Annotated in this window: 13 protein-coding genes; 3 read left to right on the plus strand and 10 right to left on the minus strand. The window is 64.5% G+C overall.

Going from position 1 to position 17,664, the window contains the following annotated elements:
* Window positions 1–44: 44 nt before the first annotated feature.
* On the plus strand, window positions 45–1,103 hold the full coding sequence (locus BDK61_RS05990; protein WP_121302629.1) for an NAD(P)-dependent glycerol-1-phosphate dehydrogenase: 1,059 nt from the start codon (window positions 45–47) through the stop codon (window positions 1,101–1,103).
* Here BDK61_RS05990 and BDK61_RS05995 read toward each other — a convergent pair.
* From BDK61_RS05995 to BDK61_RS06005, 3 genes are all read right to left on the minus strand, one after another.
* A complete protein-coding gene (locus tag BDK61_RS05995) occupies window positions 1,100–1,615 on the minus strand; it encodes an NUDIX hydrolase (protein WP_007188304.1) in 516 nt (171 codons plus the stop codon). The genes BDK61_RS05990 and BDK61_RS05995 overlap by 4 nt on opposite strands.
* A gap of 120 nt (window positions 1,616–1,735) precedes the next feature.
* Window positions 1,736–3,547, minus strand: a complete 1,812-nt coding sequence (locus BDK61_RS06000) for a S9 family peptidase (protein WP_121302630.1) — start codon at window positions 3,545–3,547, stop codon at window positions 1,736–1,738.
* A 74-nt stretch (window positions 3,548–3,621) separates the two neighbouring features.
* The gene (locus BDK61_RS06005) at window positions 3,622–5,406 is read right to left on the minus strand and encodes a DUF2339 domain-containing protein (protein WP_121302631.1); all 1,785 of its coding nucleotides are present in this window, start codon (window positions 5,404–5,406) and stop codon (window positions 3,622–3,624) included.
* Window positions 5,407–5,534: 128 nt separating this feature from the next.
* Here BDK61_RS06005 and BDK61_RS06010 point away from each other — a divergent pair, with 128 nt between their 5' ends.
* Window positions 5,535–6,593, plus strand: a complete 1,059-nt coding sequence (locus BDK61_RS06010) for a glycosyltransferase (RefSeq protein WP_121302633.1) — start codon at window positions 5,535–5,537, stop codon at window positions 6,591–6,593.
* Between the two features lie 48 nt (window positions 6,594–6,641).
* Here BDK61_RS06010 and BDK61_RS06015 read toward each other — a convergent pair whose 3' ends face one another.
* A complete protein-coding gene (locus tag BDK61_RS06015; protein ID WP_004963035.1) occupies window positions 6,642–8,381 on the minus strand; it encodes a Na+/H+ antiporter NhaC family protein in 1,740 nt (579 codons plus the stop codon).
* Between the two features lie 102 nt (window positions 8,382–8,483).
* Between BDK61_RS06015 and BDK61_RS06020 the strand changes: the two genes are divergently transcribed.
* The gene (locus BDK61_RS06020; protein ID WP_004963031.1) at window positions 8,484–10,349 is read left to right on the plus strand and encodes a DEAD/DEAH box helicase; all 1,866 of its coding nucleotides are present in this window, start codon (window positions 8,484–8,486) and stop codon (window positions 10,347–10,349) included.
* A 12-nt stretch (window positions 10,350–10,361) separates the two neighbouring features.
* Here the strand turns inward: BDK61_RS06020 and BDK61_RS06025 are convergent, their stop codons facing one another.
* From BDK61_RS06025 to BDK61_RS06050, 6 genes are all read right to left on the minus strand, one after another.
* Window positions 10,362–10,970: a class I SAM-dependent methyltransferase gene (locus tag BDK61_RS06025; protein WP_121302635.1), complete on the minus strand. Its 609-nt coding sequence runs from the start codon at window positions 10,968–10,970 to the stop codon at window positions 10,362–10,364.
* Between the two features lie 101 nt (window positions 10,971–11,071).
* Window positions 11,072–12,565: a globin-coupled sensor protein gene (locus BDK61_RS06030; RefSeq protein ID WP_121302637.1), complete on the minus strand. Its 1,494-nt coding sequence runs from the start codon at window positions 12,563–12,565 to the stop codon at window positions 11,072–11,074.
* 137 nt (window positions 12,566–12,702) lie between these two features.
* On the minus strand, window positions 12,703–15,147 hold the full coding sequence (gene folP / locus BDK61_RS06035) for a dihydropteroate synthase (protein ID WP_121303904.1): 2,445 nt from the start codon (window positions 15,145–15,147) through the stop codon (window positions 12,703–12,705).
* A 114-nt stretch (window positions 15,148–15,261) separates the two neighbouring features.
* Window positions 15,262–15,978, minus strand: a complete 717-nt coding sequence (locus BDK61_RS06040) for a hypothetical protein (protein ID WP_121302639.1) — start codon at window positions 15,976–15,978, stop codon at window positions 15,262–15,264.
* Between the two features lie 42 nt (window positions 15,979–16,020).
* Window positions 16,021–16,557, minus strand: a complete 537-nt coding sequence (locus BDK61_RS06045; RefSeq protein WP_004963019.1) for a hypothetical protein — start codon at window positions 16,555–16,557, stop codon at window positions 16,021–16,023.
* Between the two features lie 36 nt (window positions 16,558–16,593).
* Window positions 16,594–17,580: a formate/nitrite transporter family protein gene (locus BDK61_RS06050; RefSeq protein ID WP_004963016.1), complete on the minus strand. Its 987-nt coding sequence runs from the start codon at window positions 17,578–17,580 to the stop codon at window positions 16,594–16,596.
* Between the last annotated feature and the right edge of the window lie 84 nt (window positions 17,581–17,664).

Below are 17,664 nucleotides of genomic sequence, written 5' to 3' on the forward strand. Positions count from 1 at the left end.
TGCGCACCTAAACTGTTTTCACGCGTGCCCGGAGACAGGCAACCATGTTCGAGAAACGCACCTGGATCCGTCTCCCCCGGAACGTCGTGGTCGGGCACGGTGTCCTCAGCCGGACAATCGGGGCCGTGAGTGAACTCCACTTGACTGGCCGGCCGCTCGTCGTTTCCAGTCCGACGCCACACGATGTCGCTGGCAAGCGGGTCGTCGAACAGTTCGAGGACGAGGGGTATGACCCCTCCGAAATCGTCATTGAGGAAGCCAGTTTCGACGCCGTCCAGCAGGTCATCGACCACGCCTCGGAGATCGACGCGGGCTTCCTGCTTGGTGTCGGCGGCGGGAAAGCTATCGATATCACGAAGATGGCGGCCGACGACCTCGGACTGGGGTTTGTCTCGGTGCCGACGGCCGCGAGCCACGACGGCATCGTCTCTGGTCGGGGCTCAGTTCCTGAGGGGGATACGCGCCACAGCGTCGCCGCCGAGCCGCCACTGGCGGTCATCGCCGACACCGAGGTACTGGCCGAGGCCCCCTGGCGGCTGACCACTGCTGGCTGTGCCGACATCATCTCGAACTACACTGCGGTTCGGGACTGGCAGCTCGCCCACCGACTCAAAAACGTCCACTACTCCGAGTACGCTGGCGCGCTCTCTCAGATGACCGCCGAGATGCTCGTTGAGAGCGCCGACTCGATAAAACAGGGGCTTGAGGAGTCATCCTGGATTGTCGTCAAAGCGCTCGTCTCCTCAGGCGTTGCGATGTCTATCGCCGATTCCTCGCGTCCAGCAAGCGGGGCGGAACACCTGTTTTCGCACCAGCTGGACCGACTCGTCCCGGACGGCGCGCTCCACGGCCATCAGGTCGGTGTCGGCTCGATCATGACCGAGTACCTCCACAGCGGCCAGAAAGGCAAGTGGAAAGACGCCAGAGACGCACTGGCCGCCATCGGCGCGCCGACGACGGCAGACGAACTCGGCATCGACGACGAGACGGTGATCGAAGCGCTGACCACGGCTCATCAGATCCGCGACCGCTACACGGTGCTCGGGGACGGAATGAGTGAAGAAGCGGCCATCGAAGCGGCGACGGTCACCGGCGTTATCTAAACCAGTTCCGCCACCGCGATATCGCCCGCGTCGTCCCACCGGATCGACGCTTCAGCCTCGCCGGTCGTCTCAGCGCCACTGCTTTCGGCCGCGGTGCTTTTGATCTCCGCGTCGAACACGATACTGAGCCGGTACACCGTCTCGGCGTCCGGGTCCGCCTCGTTTCGCACGCCACAGATGGTCGCTCGAACCGCGTCCCGAATCGTACACGCGACGCCGGCCGTTTCGGTGACGACCCGCTCGACCGCTGTCGCCGGCCGCTCGGCCCCCTGTGTCTGGCCTTGCGGGATCTCCCAGGACCCGTCAGCGTCGCTCAGCAACACGTCGCCCGACTCGTTGTGGACGAACGCGTGCACGTCGACCTGCCCCTCCCGTGAGCGCTCGACAGCACGCTGGTACGCCTCCGAGCCCACCGAAAAGGTGGTCTGGTCCACCGGCGTCGAGCCGAACTCCTGTTCGAGTCGGGCGAGGCGTTCCTGCACCCGCGCTCGCGAGCGCTCGGCTATCTCCATACGAAACGGTGCTTCGGCAGCGTAATAAATCCGCCTGAACGCTCTCATAGTTTGAAACTACCCGGTGCACCGGTGACAACACGCGTACAGTGGACCCGCGACAACGTTAGTATGACTCGCTCAGACGTGGTCGTCGAGGAATTTGACGACAGCGGTGTACGCCTCAATGCGGTTCTCCCGCTTGCTGATGCCGTGTCCCTCGTCATCGAAAACGAGTTTCTCCACGGGAACTCCCTGTTCGGCCGCTTGCTCGGCGATTTGCTCGGCCTCGCCGACCGGAACACGCGGGTCGTTGGCCCCGTGGAGGACGAACAGCGGCGCGTTGATTCGGTCGACGTTGTTGATCGGCGAGATGGATTCGAGGAACTCGCGGTCCGTATCAAGAGACCCGTACTCGGCCTCGCGGAGTTCCCGCCGCCAGTCACCGGTGTTCTCCAGAAACGTCACGAAGTTGGCGATGCCGACTACGTCGACGCCGGCCGCCCAGAGGTCCGGGTACTCAGTCAGTGCCGCAAGCACCATGAAGCCGCCGTAAGACCCACCCATCGCCACGATTCGGTTGGGGTCGACAGCCGGGTGGTCATGGAGCCAGTCGACGCCCGCTCGCAGGTCCTTCACGGAGTCCATCCGCCTTTCCACGTCGTCGAGGTGCGTGTAGGCCTTCCCGTAGCCGGTCGACCCGCGGACGTTCGGCTCGAAGACGGCGTACCCCCGCGAGAGGAAGTACTGGGTCAGACCGGAGAACGAGGGGCGACGCTGGCTCTCCGGGCCGCCGTGGATGTCGACGATGACAGGCGTGTCGCCGTCCGCATCATTTCCGTTAGCTGCACTTTCTGGCAGCGAGAACAGCGCCGGAATCTCGCGCCCGTCGAACGAATCGAACCGAACGACCTCTGGCGCGATGAACGTCTCGCGCGGGATGCCAGCCGTCGAGGCGGCCGTCCACTGCTCGCTCTCGCCGGTTTCGGCCTCTACGACGAACACGTTGGTGTTGACCTGCCGCCCGGTGACGCTGACGGCGAACCGTTCGGCATCGGGTCCCCACGAAACGCCCCCGGCCAGCCCGCCCGGCAGGTCCGGCGTCGGGAACGTCTCAATGGTTGTCGGCCCTGTCAGTTCGCCGACGGTGAGTTCGTTGTAGCCGTCGACGTTGCGCGAGTACACGAGACGGCCACTGTCCTTGTCAAGCGCGACGCCGTCGATGTTCCACTGTTCGTCCGAGCGGACGATGTCGAGGTCGCCCTCAAGCGAAAGGCGGGCAAGTTCGAGCGTGTCGCTTTCGGCGTCGGTGACGAGATACACCGCCTCGCCCTCCGGTCCCCACGACGCGCTCGTGTAGCGGACCTTCCCCTCGTGTGGCGTGAGATGGCTGCGGTTCCCGCTGTCGATGTCAAGCACGTAGATGTCCTGGTCGAAACTGGAGTGGGCTTCGCTGACTAGCAGTCGCTCACCGTCGGGCGAAAAGCCGCCGACAGAGAACCAGCCGTCGCCCTTCCAGATTAGTTCCGCATCGTCGCCGGTCGCGTCGCGGTCCTGTACGTAGATGTCAAAGACAGCCTCATTTCGGCGGTTCGACGCGAACGCGAACCGCTCACCATCGGGCGACCAGCCGCCCCAGCGGTGTTTCGCGTCGGGCATCCCAGTGAGTTCGTGGATGTGCCCGTCCGCGTCGAGCCGGTATAGCTGCGCCCGCTCGTTGCCGCCCTCGTCCATGCCGAAGACGAGTTCCTGGCGTTCGGGCGAGAAGTCGACGAAGCTCACAGTGTCGTCGTAGAACGTCAACTGTTCGGGCCAGCCGTGGGGTTCGGGAAGCGACCAGAGCTGGGCAACGCCGGTCGTGTTCATCAGGAAAGCGAGCGTCCCGTCCGGCGCGAACGAGCTGCCGTAGGCGCTCCGGACGTTCAGATAGCGCGAAAGGTCGTACGCGGTCACAACCGGAGAGAGGGCAGGGACCGGCAAAACCCTTTGTGGCGGCCGTGGTCTGATTCAGCGGAACGCGGCGGCTGTTATCCAGAGAGTCGCCTGAGTGGCTCCTCACCCTGCCAGCGGGCGTACGCGTACGAGGCGACGAGGAGGATGCCACCCAGTACGAGGAACGAAAGGGTCCGGGCGAGCGTATCGAGCCCCTGCGTGTCGTAGAGGAACACCTTGGTCGTCACCAGGCCGAGGACGACGACGCCCTGAAGCCGACGACTGCGGTCATCCAGCGCGAGGCCAACCCCGACGAACGCGAGCCCCAGGACGGCCCACGCAACCGACAGCCCCGCCCCCGAAAGCTCCAGCCCCAGAAGCACCACCGCGAGCCCGGTCGCCGTCCAGGCGTACGGCGCAGCCACCGAGAGTTCGCGGTCAGTGCTTGGCACCGTCGTCGATGCGCCGCCGAACCACCGACCGAGCGCGTAGAAGACCGCGATTCCCAGCAGGTATGCGGCTGGTCGCCCCATCGCGGTCGCCAGCGGGTCCGCGAGCGAGAACGCCGGTAATTCGGTCGCGTCCACGGCGAGCAGTTTGGCGACGGTCCCGACGGCGACGAGGTGCCCGCCGACACGAACTGCCATCGCGTCGCGGCGCGACCCGAGCGCCAACGCCCCACAGAGCAGGAGGAGGAGACCGGCGGTCGCGAGGAACGGGTCGGCCGCGAGGACGACGCTAACGGCGAGTAGCACGACGGCCAGCACCCCAGCCGCGCTGTCTTGCTGTCCGAGGCGTGACTCCGTGACGGCGTAGACGCCGCCGAGAGCGAGTCCGACTGCGCCGACAGCCACCCCGTCTGGCGCTGTCGGGATGAGTCGACGAACGACGCCTTCCAGCAGGATTACGGCGAACACGGCGTTGAGCCCTGTCGTCGCCTCCACCAGTCGGCGGTGCCATCGGTCCGTTCGGTCGCTCGCACGGAGCACGTACACACCAGCGGCGTAGACGGCGAACGTCGCGACGAGAACAGCGGTGGCAACCGCTTCGGGTGGCTCTAGCCTGTCCATCCAGACGATGTGGAGCACGTAGGCCGGGAGGACGCTGCCGAGGACGAGCCGGCTCCACGGCCGGACGGCGGCGATGGTCACCAGCCCGGCCGTGAGAAGCACGACGTAGGCCGGCGAGACGACGAAGGAACCAGCATCGAGCCCGACGTAGGAAGTGACATAACCCAGCAGGAACGCCTCGCCGGCGACGGCCGGCGCGTGGTCCCGCACCGAGACAACCGCTGTGGCGGCCACGAGAGCTGTCAGGACCAGCAGAACCACCCACAGCGGCGCTCCGATGGCGGCTCGATACGACTCGAAACCGTAGGCCGCGTAGACGCTGAAATACGCGATGGCGAGGCCGGTCCCCGCGACGAGCCGACCCCATCGGTCGTAGCCCTGCCGCTCGGCGGCGTACCGACCGCCCGCGAGCAGTATGAGCCCGCCCGCTGTGCCGGTGAACACACGCCCGAGCGGGCCGAGGTAGCCCGCTTCGATGGCCAGACGAATGAAGAAGACAACGCCGACCACCAGCGCGAGCCCGCCGACCCCGCCGAGCCACTTCATCCCGATGTCGCGCTCCCAGTTCCGCTCGTCGACAGGCGCGTCGCTGTCGGCTGTCTCGCCGGTCTCTGGCGCTGTCCCCGAATCGTCCGGGGCCTCCGATTCGGCGGCCGCCGTGTCCGCTTCAGTGGTTGCAGTTTCGTCCCCGACAGACGGAGGCGGGTCGGTGTCCAGTTTCGATTCCAGGGCGGTGATGCGTGTCTGGAGGGCATCGACCTCGGCGCGGAGGTCCCGTACCGCCGCTTCGAGGTCGTCATCATCGCTCATACACTGACACGTTGCAGAGTCGCTGTAATAAACATCCAGTCGAACGACAGTTCCGACGGCCAATCCGCCACCTATCGTCGTCAACCGCGAACGGGTGGATTTTTGAGCGGCCACGTCGTCACCCCTGTATGCGTGTCGCGGTCGTCGCCATGGAGACGAGTCAGTACCGGGACACAGTGGGCCGGACCCGGCTGAAGCGGGTGGCCACCGAACTCGCCGCTGCCGGCCACGACGTGACCGTGTTCTGTTCGCAGTGGTGGCCGGGGTTCGACAATCAGCGCGAGCGTGACGGCATCACGTACCGCGCCGTTACCGTCTCGCCGACTGTCCCTTCCTTCTGTGTCCGCCTCCCGGTCATGTTGGCACGATACCGCCCGGATGTCGTTCACGTTCACCCGACGCCAGCGTCAGTCGCACTCGCGGCCAAGACCGGTGCAACGCTTTCGCGTGCGCCGCTTCTCACGGAGTGGTTCGGGGACGAGAATGTGCCCGAAAACCGCTGGGCTGGCCTTGCACTCCAGGCATCCGACTGTCTCATCACCCCCTCCGAACTCGTCCGCACGCGGGTCCGCGAGCGGGGGGCGACGGCGGACCAGACTGCGATACTCCCACAGAGCATCGACATGGACCTCGTCAGTGAAGTCGATGCTGGCGAGGAAATCGACGTGGTGTACGCCCACCGACTGGACGGCAGTGCGAACGTCGAATCGCTACTGCTGGGTCTGGCGGAACTCAGGCAGAAGGGCTGGTCGGCGACGATTATTGGGGACGGGCCGGAACGAGCGCACTACGAACAGGAGGCGGCCGACCTCCGTATCGACGACCGCGTGACCTTCGCTGGCGCGTGCGACACTGAAGAGCGCGTCTCGATTTATAAGGGTGCGCACGTGTTTGTCCAGACAGCGTTCCGGGAGTGCTTCGCCACAGATCTCCTCTGGGCGATGGCCTGTGGCTGTATCGGCATCGTGGAGTACCAGGCCGAGTCGTCTGCTCACGAACTCATCGAGCAGCGCGACCGTGCGTTCCGAGTGACGAACCCGCAGGAAATCGCCGACAAAATCACCGAATCGGCCGGCTTCGAACGCCGGACCGTCGACGAGTCCTGCGCCGAGTTCGACCACGCGCAGGTCCGGGCGAGGTACGAGGACCTTTACGAGAAGCAAATTGAGGATGCCGGTCTTTTCTAATCGGCACGGGGCTCAGACGCGGTGAGGACGGGGACAAATCGCCGCCCGTCAGTACGGGATGACGCGGAACCCTTCTGGAAGCACCAGTCCGAACACGAGGAACAGCACGGCCGCGATACCCGCCGCCATGAGGGCGTAAGGTGCCTGGCTCCTGACGTGGACCATGTGGTCGCTCCCGCTCGTTGAGGAGGCCAAGACGGTCGTGTCGCTGATTGGCGAGGTGTGGTCACCGAAGATGCCGCCGCTGAACACCGCGCCGAGGACCAGCGGGAGGTTCGCGCCCGTCGAGAACGCCAGCGGGATGGCGATGGGGAACATGATGCCGTAGGTCGACCACGATGACCCGTCGGAGAAACTGACGAAGGAAGTCACGAGGAAGACGCCCACCGGAATAATGAACGCCGGCACGCCGCCAAAGACGTTCGTCACGAACGACGAAACACCCAGTATCGTCACTGCGTTCTGGATGGAACTGGCGAACATCAGGATGACGGCCGCAAGGAGGATGCCCTTGAAGCCGACCATCATCGCATCAGTCGCGTCGTCGTTCGACGGGATGTCGCCCTTCCAGCGATACAGCAGGAAGCCGACGATGAGTGCTGAGAACGAGGCGAGGCCGAGCTGGACGCCGCCGATGTTGAACGCCCAGGGACCGCTTGGCGGCGTGATTAGCTGCCAACTGCCGAGCTGGAGCAGCGTGGCCCCCATCCCTTCCTTCCCCTTGACGTAGATGACGGGGCTGGCCCGCCAGAACATCGCGCCGAGGCCGACGACAATCATCGTGAGGATCGGCCAGGCGAAGTTCCGCCAGTCCGGCGTGGCAGTTTCGGATACCTCGTATTCGTCCATCTCAGCGGAAATCATCGGGTCGGCGTCGTCGCCGACGACCTTCCCCTCGTTTCTCGCTCGGGACTCCTCGGTTCCCATCCCGTAGATGTTTGGCACGACTTGCCACGCGACGAGGCCGGCGAGGCCGAGCGCGATCCACGAATAGAAGCCAGTAAACAGCGTGTTGAAAAACAGCGGCCAGACGGCCCCGGTCGCCGCGGTAACTTGCTCGCCGCCGGTGTTCACGAAGTTTGTCATCCCGGACGGCAGCGTTCCCTGACGCTGTGCCTCCACGAGGCCGCCCCCAATGAAGCCGACCATCGCCGCGCCCCACGTTGAGTAAAACGCGAGCCGGGACGCCGGCGACCCCGCTGAGTCGACGTAGTAGGCCAGCTTGGCGCGTGACACGTCGAACTTGTCGGTCAACGGTCGCATCATCGAGCCGACCACGAGGCAGTTGAAGTAGTCGTCAATGTGGATTGCGATACCGGCCAGGAACGCGGCCTTCTCGGCGTCTGCGGCGGACTCGGCCCGCGCCACCAGGGCCTCCAGCACGCCCTGTATCGCACCGGCTCGAATCATCAGTCCGATCAGCCCGCCGATGGCGAAGATGGCGAGCAGGACGTTCTTGACGTACCACTCCCCGAACAGCGGGGCCGTGGCGATTATTTCCGGAACGAGCTTCAGTCCGAAGATACCGCCAAGTACGATGCCACCGACGCCGACCGTCCAGGGACTCCCGTCCTCGGCCTGTGGCTGGACGGTCGCCACCTCACCGCCAGCGGTGATCAGGTCCGATGGGACCCCCACTGCCTGTGGGTGTAATGCGCCCACAAGCACGCCTGTGATGACGATACCGACGAACAGCCCGATAAGCGCGTCTCGGGTGTACCAGGCCAGACCGATGGCGACGAGCGCTGGAACGATCGACCACGGTCCAGCCGCGATTCCCTCAACCATGCCGGCAGGTCTAGGTGGCGCTATATTAAGGTATGTATTCACACCCGCGTCAGGGACGGTCCAGACGAAACCCGTTTGAGCGTCGGTCCCTTCCATTCGGTAGTGACAGACGAGGAGCCAGCCGACCGAGACGACGACTCTGACTCCACCCCGGAACTCGAACTCGACGCCGTCTACGACGCCATCGATGCCGTCGGCCGTCCGCATCTGACGGCGACGGAGTTCTCTCGCAAAACGGATCTGACGCCCGACGAGGCACGGGCGGCACTGGAGCGTCTCGCCGACGACGGCGACATCGAGCGTCAGGACGTGTCCGAGGTCGAGTCCGTGTGGTATCCGACAGATATTGCCGAGGTGACCGACCGCGAGCGTGTGGTCCTGTTTCCCGACCGCCGGGAAGTCGTCGTCGAACATCCCGACCAGTTCACGCGAGCACAGCTCTCGCAGTTCGCTCGCCTGCAAGACACCAACCGCTCGGGCGGCTACGTGTACGAACTCCGCGAGGAGGATATCTGGGCCGCGCCCCACGAGTCCTTAGACGACCTTCTGACGACGATGCGGGACGTGCTGGGCGAGCGCTCGCCTCACCTCGAAGAATGGGTGACGAGCCAGTGGGAACGAGCCCGGAAGTTCCGCCTGAAGACTCACGAAGACGGGTACGTCGTACTCGAAGCCGAAAGCGACGACCTGATGGGCAATGTCGCACGCCCGAAACTTGACGACGACCACCTCCGAGCCCCCATCTCGGACTCGGAGTCGTGGGTCAACGAGGACGCGACCGCCGAAATCAAGCGCACGCTGTACGAGGCAGGCTATCCGGTCCGGGACGACCGTGATCTTGAAACGGGCGACGCCATCGAGATGGATCTGCGCCTGCGCCTGCGAGACTACCAGCAGGACTGGGTGGAGCGGTTCACCGAACAGGGCTCGGGCGTGTTCGTCGGCCCGCCCGGGTCGGGCAAGACCGTCGCCGCGATGGGTGCGATGGCCGCCATCGGCGGCGAGACGCTGATTCTCGTCCCCTCGCGCGAACTTGCGACACAGTGGCGCGACGAACTGGTCCGACACACCTCCCTGACCGACGACGATATCGGCGAGTACCACGGTGGTGAAAAGGAGATACGCGCCGTCACTATCGCCACCTATCGAACCGCCGGAATGGACCGCCACCGGAAGCTGTTCGACCAGCGCAAGTGGGGCCTCATCGTCTTCGACGAGGTCCACCACGTCCCCTCGCCGATTCACCGCCGGAGCGCGGACCTCCAGACCAAACACCGGTTGGGATTGACCGCCACGCCGACCAGAGAGAGCGACGACGAGGAGGAGATATTCACGCTCATCGGTCCGCCAATCGGGACGGACTGGGGCAAACTGTTCGACGAGGGCTACGTCGCCGAACCGGAGGTCGAGATCCGTCTCGTGCCGTGGGGGGACGAAACCGAACAGTCCGAGTACAGTTCCACGTCGGGCCACGACCGCCGACAGGCCGCCGCCAGCAACACCGGAAAAATCGACGAGATACGCTACGCGCTGGCCGAGAACCCGGCCGCGAAGGCGCTAGTGTTCATCGAGTACCTCGACCAGGGTGAGGCTATTAGTGAGGCCATCGATGCGCCGTTTATCAGCGGCGAGACGCCACACGCCCGCCGGGAGAAGCTGTTTGACGAGTTCCGCCGCGGCGAACTGACCACGCTGGTCGTCTCCCGCGTCGGCGACGAGGGTATCGACCTGCCGGACGCCGAACTCGCTCTCGTCGCTTCCGGACTGGGTGGGTCCCGTAGACAGGGCGCACAGCGGGCCGGGCGGACGATGCGCCCCGCTGGTGACGCCCGGATGGTCATTCTCGCGACGCGAGGGACGACCGAGGAGGACTTCGTCCGTCGCCAGATGCGCCACCTCGCTTCGAAGGGCATCCGCGTGACCGAGACAGAAGCCGAGGCCGTCGAGCCACCGGCAAAGACGGAGTGAGCAGGGATAGGGCTACGCTCGCGCCCGGAAAAACGCGAACACCCCACCGAGTTCGTCGTCGACGGTCTCGACGTCGGTGACGGAGAAGCCGGCCTCGGCCAGTAGCTCGCGATTGCGCTTGCGGCCGTGGAAGCTCCAGGCCATCTCGGTCCCGGTCTCCAGCCAATCCTCGTTGTTGCCTTCCCATTGTTCGTTGCCCAGCGCGGTCAGTAGCCGACCGCCCGGTTCGAGCACGCGCTCGAACTCGGCGAAGACGGCGGCGTGTTCCGCTCGCAGGACGTGGATGACCGCGTGCAGTGAGACGATCGCATCGAACGTGTCTGCTGGGAACGGCAGCGCTGCCAGATCTCCCTGACAGAGCCGCGGTCCGGGGACCCGCTTGCGCGCCGTTCGTAGCTGCTCGCGAGAGATATCCAGCCCCGTGACAGTGTGGTCGGCTGCGAGAACGTCCATCGCGGGCGTCCCAGCGCCACAGCCGGCATCGAGGACCTGACTCTCGGCGGGCAGACGGTCCGCGAGGGCCGCGACCAGACCGCGCTCGCGACCCTCGCCGTCACGCTCGGCCGCGTAGGTTGCGGCGATATCGTCATAGCCCTCACGGACGATGTCGCGTCGGTTCATACGCGGTGCTCTCGACAGTCCGGAATAGCTCTTTGGGTGGTGTGTGAGCGGGTACAACCCGGTTCCACCCCTCTGATTATGTGGCTGGCTGGCGCTCGAAGTTACGCTGTATCTGTGTCGAGTCGACGTGCGGTCTCGGCCACGTCCTGAATCTTCTCTGTCTGTCTTTCGTTCGTCGCCGCGAGGTCGTCGAGCTGTGCCGACATATCGTCGATGCCGCTCGACAGTTCGTCGACCATGCTGGCGACCTCTTCTGTCGACGCCGCCTGGTCGTCGGTCGCCGCAGAGACCTCCTGAATGCCCTGTGACGCCTCGTTGACCGCCGAGACGATCTCTTCGAGCCGTTCGGCTGCCGTCTCGACCTGGTCGATGCCCTCAGTCACCTGCTCGGTCACGGTTTCGAGGCTTTCGACGGCGTCGACGGTCTCGTCCTGAATCTCCGTGACGGTGTCCTCGATCTGGTTCGCGTGTTCCTGTGAATCCCCGGCGAGCGTCTTGATTTCGTCGGCGACGACAGCAAACCCATCGCCAGCCTCTCCGGCGCGTGCGGCCTCGATGGAGGCGTTCAGCGCGAGCATATTGGTCTGGTCAGCGATGTCGTTTATCACTTCGACGATGTCATCGATCTCGTCGGCTTGCTCTCGGAGGCCGGCGATGTCTGTGGAAACCGTATCGACGGCGTCGTCGACGTCGTTCATCATGGCCGCGGCCTGCTGTGCGGCTTCGTTCCCGCGCTCCGCCTTTTGTTCGGCCGATGTGCTGGTACTCGCCACCTCCTCCGCGGTCGAGGCAATCTCCTCGATTGTCGCGCTCATATCCGCGACTTCGCCCGCCACTTCGTCCATCGATTCGGACTGGCTCTCGGCAGTCTCGTTTATTTGCTGGTTCGTCTGTGCGACCTCCTCGGCTGAGGCGCTCAGTTCGTCGATTGGCTCCTGTAGTCCGCTTTCGACTTCCTGCATCAGCGTTTGCTGGTCATCGATTGCCGATTCCAGACGCTGGCTGTACGAGTCGATGTAGGTGTCCATCGCGACCTGCTGGTCAAGATTCAGGAGTTTGAATACGGAGAGCGCCCGCGACTGCATTTCTTCGAGGGCCTCGTCCCGGGCAGCGTCGCCTGATTGCAGGTCTTCGACGATTGTCCGCAGGAAGTGTTCGAAATAGATGCTGTAGGCCCCAAGATATATCTTCGGGCCGAGGTCGAGCATATCGTGAATCTTCCCGATACGGGCCCGGTTCTCGAAGTACTGTTTGTCGTAGGTCCCGGCGACTAGGTCGCGGAGGTACTGCGTCTGTGTGTTTTTGAGCTGGTCGACTGACTTGGTTGACCGCCCAAAAATCTCGACAGTCTCGTCGAATGACTGCAGATGATCGTAGAAGTCGTCGACGACAGCTTCGGCTCGGGCGTTCGTCTCGTCTGCCATCGCGGTGAGATTGTCGACGTCCGACCCGTCAAATCCAGTGAATTCCTTCCGCCAGCGTATCTCTCCGGCGTCCAGCCCGATACGGTCGGTGAGCGTCACACCGTCGACGCCTGCCCTGTCAGATTCAGTGATACGCGCTCGTGGGCCTGTACGCTCGTGCTGAGATGCCATGGCGAAAGGTCAACAGACATAGGGGTTATATGTTCGCCTCTAATTCTCACCATTGAGAAATATAAACAGAAGGGCCAAAAATTTGGGGTCGGCAGTCACGTCCGGCGATTATCCGGCCGCCTGTTCAGCAGTCAGAATCAGTCCTCGAATTTCTGTGGATCACGGGCTGCCTCGGCGACGCGAACAGCAGCAACGTTCTCCGGGACGTCGTGGACGCGAACGATGTCAGCCCCCCGTTCGGCCGCCAGCGTCGTCCCGGCGATGGTCGCCTCCAGACAGTCGCCCGCTTCTTGCCCGACCAGCCCGAACAGCGACTTGTGGGAGTGCCCAACCAGAATCGGGCAGCCGAGTGCCTCGAATTCCGGGAGGCGGTCGAGCAGTTTGAAATCTTCCGTGGGCGATTTCCCGAAGCCGACGCCGGGGTCGACGATAATCTGGTCGCGGTTGAGCCCGGCCTTTTCGGCGAGCAGAACGCGCTCGGTCAGCTGGTCGATGCAGTCCTCGACCACGTCGTCGTAGTGGATGTCGCTGTCCGGGTCGACTGGTGTCTCGATGGAGTGCATCACAACCACCGGCACGTCGTACTCGGCGGCGACGAGGCGCATCTCGGGGTCTTCGAGGCCGGACACGTCGTTCAGGATGTCCGCGCCGGCGTCGAGTGCCGCTCGCGCGACAGGGGCCTTCCGCGTGTCGACGGAGATGGCGACATCTAGCTCCGAAAGCCGCTCGATAACCGGGACGACGCGGTCAATTTCCTCCTCGACCGGGACTGGTTCGGCACCGGGTCGAGTCGACTCCCCGCCGATGTCGAGGATATCCGCACCCGCCTCGACCATCCGCTCGGCGCGAGAGACGGCGTCCTCGACAGCGTTGTACTCGCCGCCGTCGTGGAATGAGTCCGGGGTGATATTGCAGATGCCCATGACGGCTGTCCCGTCGTGCCAGGGATACGTCGTCGACGTGTCTGGCTCTGGCTGCTGGATAGACAGTGCCGTTCGTAGTTCGTCGGCGAACGACGCGAGCCCGTCGAGCTGGCCGTCCAGCTTCTCCGCGAGGCGCTTGTACTGGGCCATCGTCGCCATCATGACCACGTCGAGGGTTTCCTCGCCCTGTCCGTCCAGCCCAGAGACGGCACATTCCCCACCCAGCGACAGCAGTTCCTCCTTGAGGTACTGAGCCTGTCGCGGCTGGACACGGGTACGCAGGACGCGGTGGACGCCCTTGCCTCGCATCCGCCAGGCCCCGGTATCGGTAATATGGGCGCTCTCGATGGTTTCCCGAGCCTCGGCCAGCGAATCCACCTGTTTGGGGACTAGCGACCGTGACCAATTAGTCCGGGCCTCCCGCACGGCGTACAGCGACCCCACCACGAGGACCGCGTCGCCGGAATCCGCGGCGTCGAGTGCGATATCGAGCGCCCCTGCAACGTCGCTGCGCGTCTCGACCGTGGCATCGGTCGCGTTCTCCACCGCGGCCGCAACGACGTGGTGGGACTCCGCCCGGTCGACGTTGGGTTGGCAAGCGACAACGTGGTCCGGGTCCGGCAGCGCCGCGGCGATGCGCTCGTGGTCCTTGTCGACCATCGCACCGATGACGACGTGGAGGTCGTCGTAGTCGAACGAGGATAGCGTCTCCGCGGTGCGCTCAATGCTTCCGGGGTTATGAGCCCCATCGAGGACGACCAGCGGCGACTCGTTCATCACCTCGAACCGACCGGGCCAGTGGGCGTTTCGCAGGCCGCGTTCGAGGTCCGTCTGTGAGATGTCCGCGACTTGCTGGCACAGCGTGGCTGCGATTCCGGCGTTCTGTGCCTGATGTGCGCCCAGCAGCGGGAGGTAAGTATCGACGCGCCAGCCGGAACCGTCGACTGAGACTGCCCCTTCCAGCCCTTCACGACCGTCGTACGTGGCCGTCACGTCGGCATCGTCGCCCTCGCCGACAGTCACAACGTCGTCGGCGACCTCGTGGACGGCGGCCAGCGCGTCGCCAGTCGTCCCAGCCACCAGTGGGGCGTCCTCTGGGGCGACGTGGGCCTTGTCGTGGGCGATTTCTTCGACGGTGTCGCCGAGGATGTGGGTGTGTTCGAGCGTCACGGACGTGACAGCGCTGGCGACCGGGTCGACCACGCTCGTGGCGTCGTATCGGCCGCCGATACCGACTTCCAGCACTGCGATGTCGATGTCCTGACGGTCGAACTCCCACAGTGCCAGCGCGGTCATCGTCTCGAAGAAGGTGGGCGAGTCGTTGGCCGCGGCCTGTTCGGTCATGTCCGCTCTGACCGACTCGACGAACTCGACGAGGGCGGCTTCGGAGAGCTTCCGGCCGTTGATACGGATTCGCTCACGCACGTCGTCGAGATGTGGGGACGTGTACAGTCCGACATCGAGGCCGGCTTCCCGTAGCGTTCGTTCGACCATCCGCGCGGTAGACCCCTTTCCGTTGGACCCCGCAATCTGGATGCAGCGAAGCCCCTCCTGTGGGTCACCGAGCGACGATAGCAGGTCCTGCGTGGCATCAGTACCGGCTCGCGGGGCGAACCGGCGCAACTCGAAGAGGAAGTTCGCGGCCTCGTGGAACTCCATGGTCGGGCTATCGGAGCCGCTCGCTTTAGCCTGTCGGACTGGCACGTGTCTCCGGCGTGAAGACGCCCCGAACAGCCCGCCAGCCGTCGGCCTTCGCTGTCCTGCGAGCGACAATTACGCCTGTTCGTTCCGGTCGCGCGTGGCCCACCGACCGAGCGCGCTCGACAGAATCAGGAACGCGGCCCCAAGCAGCGGTGCCGGGTCGATCTTCGCTTCCGGCCGTTCATCGGTGTCTGTCTCATCGTGCTCCGGTTTCTCTCGCTCCAGCGTCTCCGCTCCCATCTCAGACCCGGTGACGCCAGCCGGCTCGGTCTCTCTCCCGTGGTCCTGCTGTCGATGCCCGGACTCAGTTTGTGGCATCTCTGCGGCCAGCGTTGTCTCTTTGGTCTCCGGGGTTTGCGTGTCCTCGGCCTCTTCTACCGCTGCTGTCGGCTCGAACTCCGTTTCGGTTGGCGATGGCGTGTCAACGGCTGACTCGGCCGGTGATGCCGTCGCATCCGGGCCTTCCGTGTCCCATTCCGACGCATATTCGTCGCCACTACCAACATCGGTTTCGTCAGCGTTGCGGCGACGGTACCACCAGAGGCCGACCGTAGCCCCGCCGAGCGCGATGAGGGACAGCCCCGTGCCGAGCAGCCCCCACTGTCGCCACAGCGACCCGAGGCGGTCCGTGAGACTGGGGCCGGAATCCTCGGCCTCATCCGGCTCTGCTGGTCCCGGTGATGGGACAGCAGTGGCGTCGTCGACAACAGCGACGCCGGGAACAGCGTCAAGCACCGAGGCGACGGCGTCCCGTTCCACCTCGACTTCAAGAAACGTGGGTGCGTCCATACCTGACCTGTCGTCGGGCGACCATGTAAAACCCGCTCAGTGCTATTCCCGGGCCGGCTCGTATTCGGTGTCGGTCGCCGTGGGCCGCGACAGGTCAGTCGCGATGTCGTCATCCAGCAGTTCCGTCTCCGTCCTCTCGCCCTCGCCGAGAAGCGCCTGCAGTTCCCGCTCGTATTCGGCCTCGGAGAGTTCCCCTTCGACGTACCGACGCGTCAGCGCCTCGTGTCGCTCCTCAACCGTCGGCTCCGGTGGCGCGAACACATCGGAGAGCCCAAGCGACGCCAGCGGTGGAATAATCGATTCTAGACGGCCGAGACCACCAGCGACGCGCTGGCTCTTCGGAACCGACGCCCGCCGGGCCAGCGCACGGACCAGCGCGACCGACAAAACGATATCGACGCCCACGAGCAACAATGTGCCAAGCAGGAACGTGGCAAACGTCTGGACAACCGCGCCGCCACCGAGAAGCGCCCCGAGTGTTGCCACGACACCAACGATCCCAATCCCGACGGTCCCCAGTGTCGTCAGAACGACGGCGGCAAACAGAAGCAGTAGCCGGTTATCTTTCACCCAGTTCACACCAACGATAGCCGGAGGGCGTTAAAATGGTTTGTGTCAGCGCTCGTTCTCTCGTGACTCCGGATCGGTTCTGGGAACTTCGTCAGTTGCCGGGACGTATGAGCGGCCGGAGGCGGACCATCCGCCCCAGACCCACTCTCGGAGAGTGAGCTGGCGCTTGGGTCCTTCGTCCCGCGCCGTTTCGAGTCGCCGTTCAGTCGTATGGAAGTAGTTGACGACGGTCACGAGGACGACGCCACCGACGGAGTTGCCGAGGAGTACCGGCAGAACGAACTGCCAGAGGCCGACAGATAGCGCCAGTTCGCCGATGAACACCAGATAGAACATCTCCGTCGCAGAGACGACGACGTGGTAGAGGTTTCCGAACGGAATCGCCAGAAACGAGATGTATATCAACACGAGCCGCGAGATGCTGTCCCGCAGCGAGTAATCGACCCAGACGACGCCGGCGACGATGAGGCCGGCGAACACTGCCTTCGAGAACAGCGTTATCTGGGATGTCTCGATAGCTTTCTGCGCGAACCCGGCGGCAGCCGCCGCCGCGTCGGCGGAGAGAACGTTGGTCGTCGCCAGCGCGAGCGCGCCGAGCATCCCGCCAAAGACGTTCGAAATCAGGACGACACCCCAGATGCGAAGCAACGAGGGGAGGCTCGCCAGCCGTTCGAGGACGAGCGCGACCGGCGGGAGCGTATTTTCGGTGTAGAGCTGATAATCCCCGAGAATGATGAAAACAAACCCGAGCGGATACAGGAGCGCGCTCAATATTGGGTCGCCACCGGTTTTCGCGTACAGCGACGCGTACAGCATGAACGTCACGGTGATAGCGAACCCGCCAGCGATCCCGGCGAAGAACAGCTCGCGGGTCCCAACTGTTACCTCCTCGTCTGCCGCGACAATGATGCGCTGGAATATCTCGTCGGCGGAGAACCGGTCCCGGATGACACTCCCACCCGCCGGCGCACCGCTTCGAGAGACGTCCACAGCGTCGCGGACAGCCTCCTCCCTGTCTTCATTATCTGCCATCGGTCGCTGATTCAGTATCCGGTATCAAACCTCTTTCGTTGCCGATAGTCAGCCCGGCAACGCCCCGGAAAAAGTCCGCCATCA

The sequence above is a fragment of the Haloarcula quadrata genome, from assembly GCF_003634715.1.
GTDB classification, from domain to species: Archaea; Halobacteriota; Halobacteria; order Halobacteriales; family Haloarculaceae; genus Haloarcula; species Haloarcula marismortui.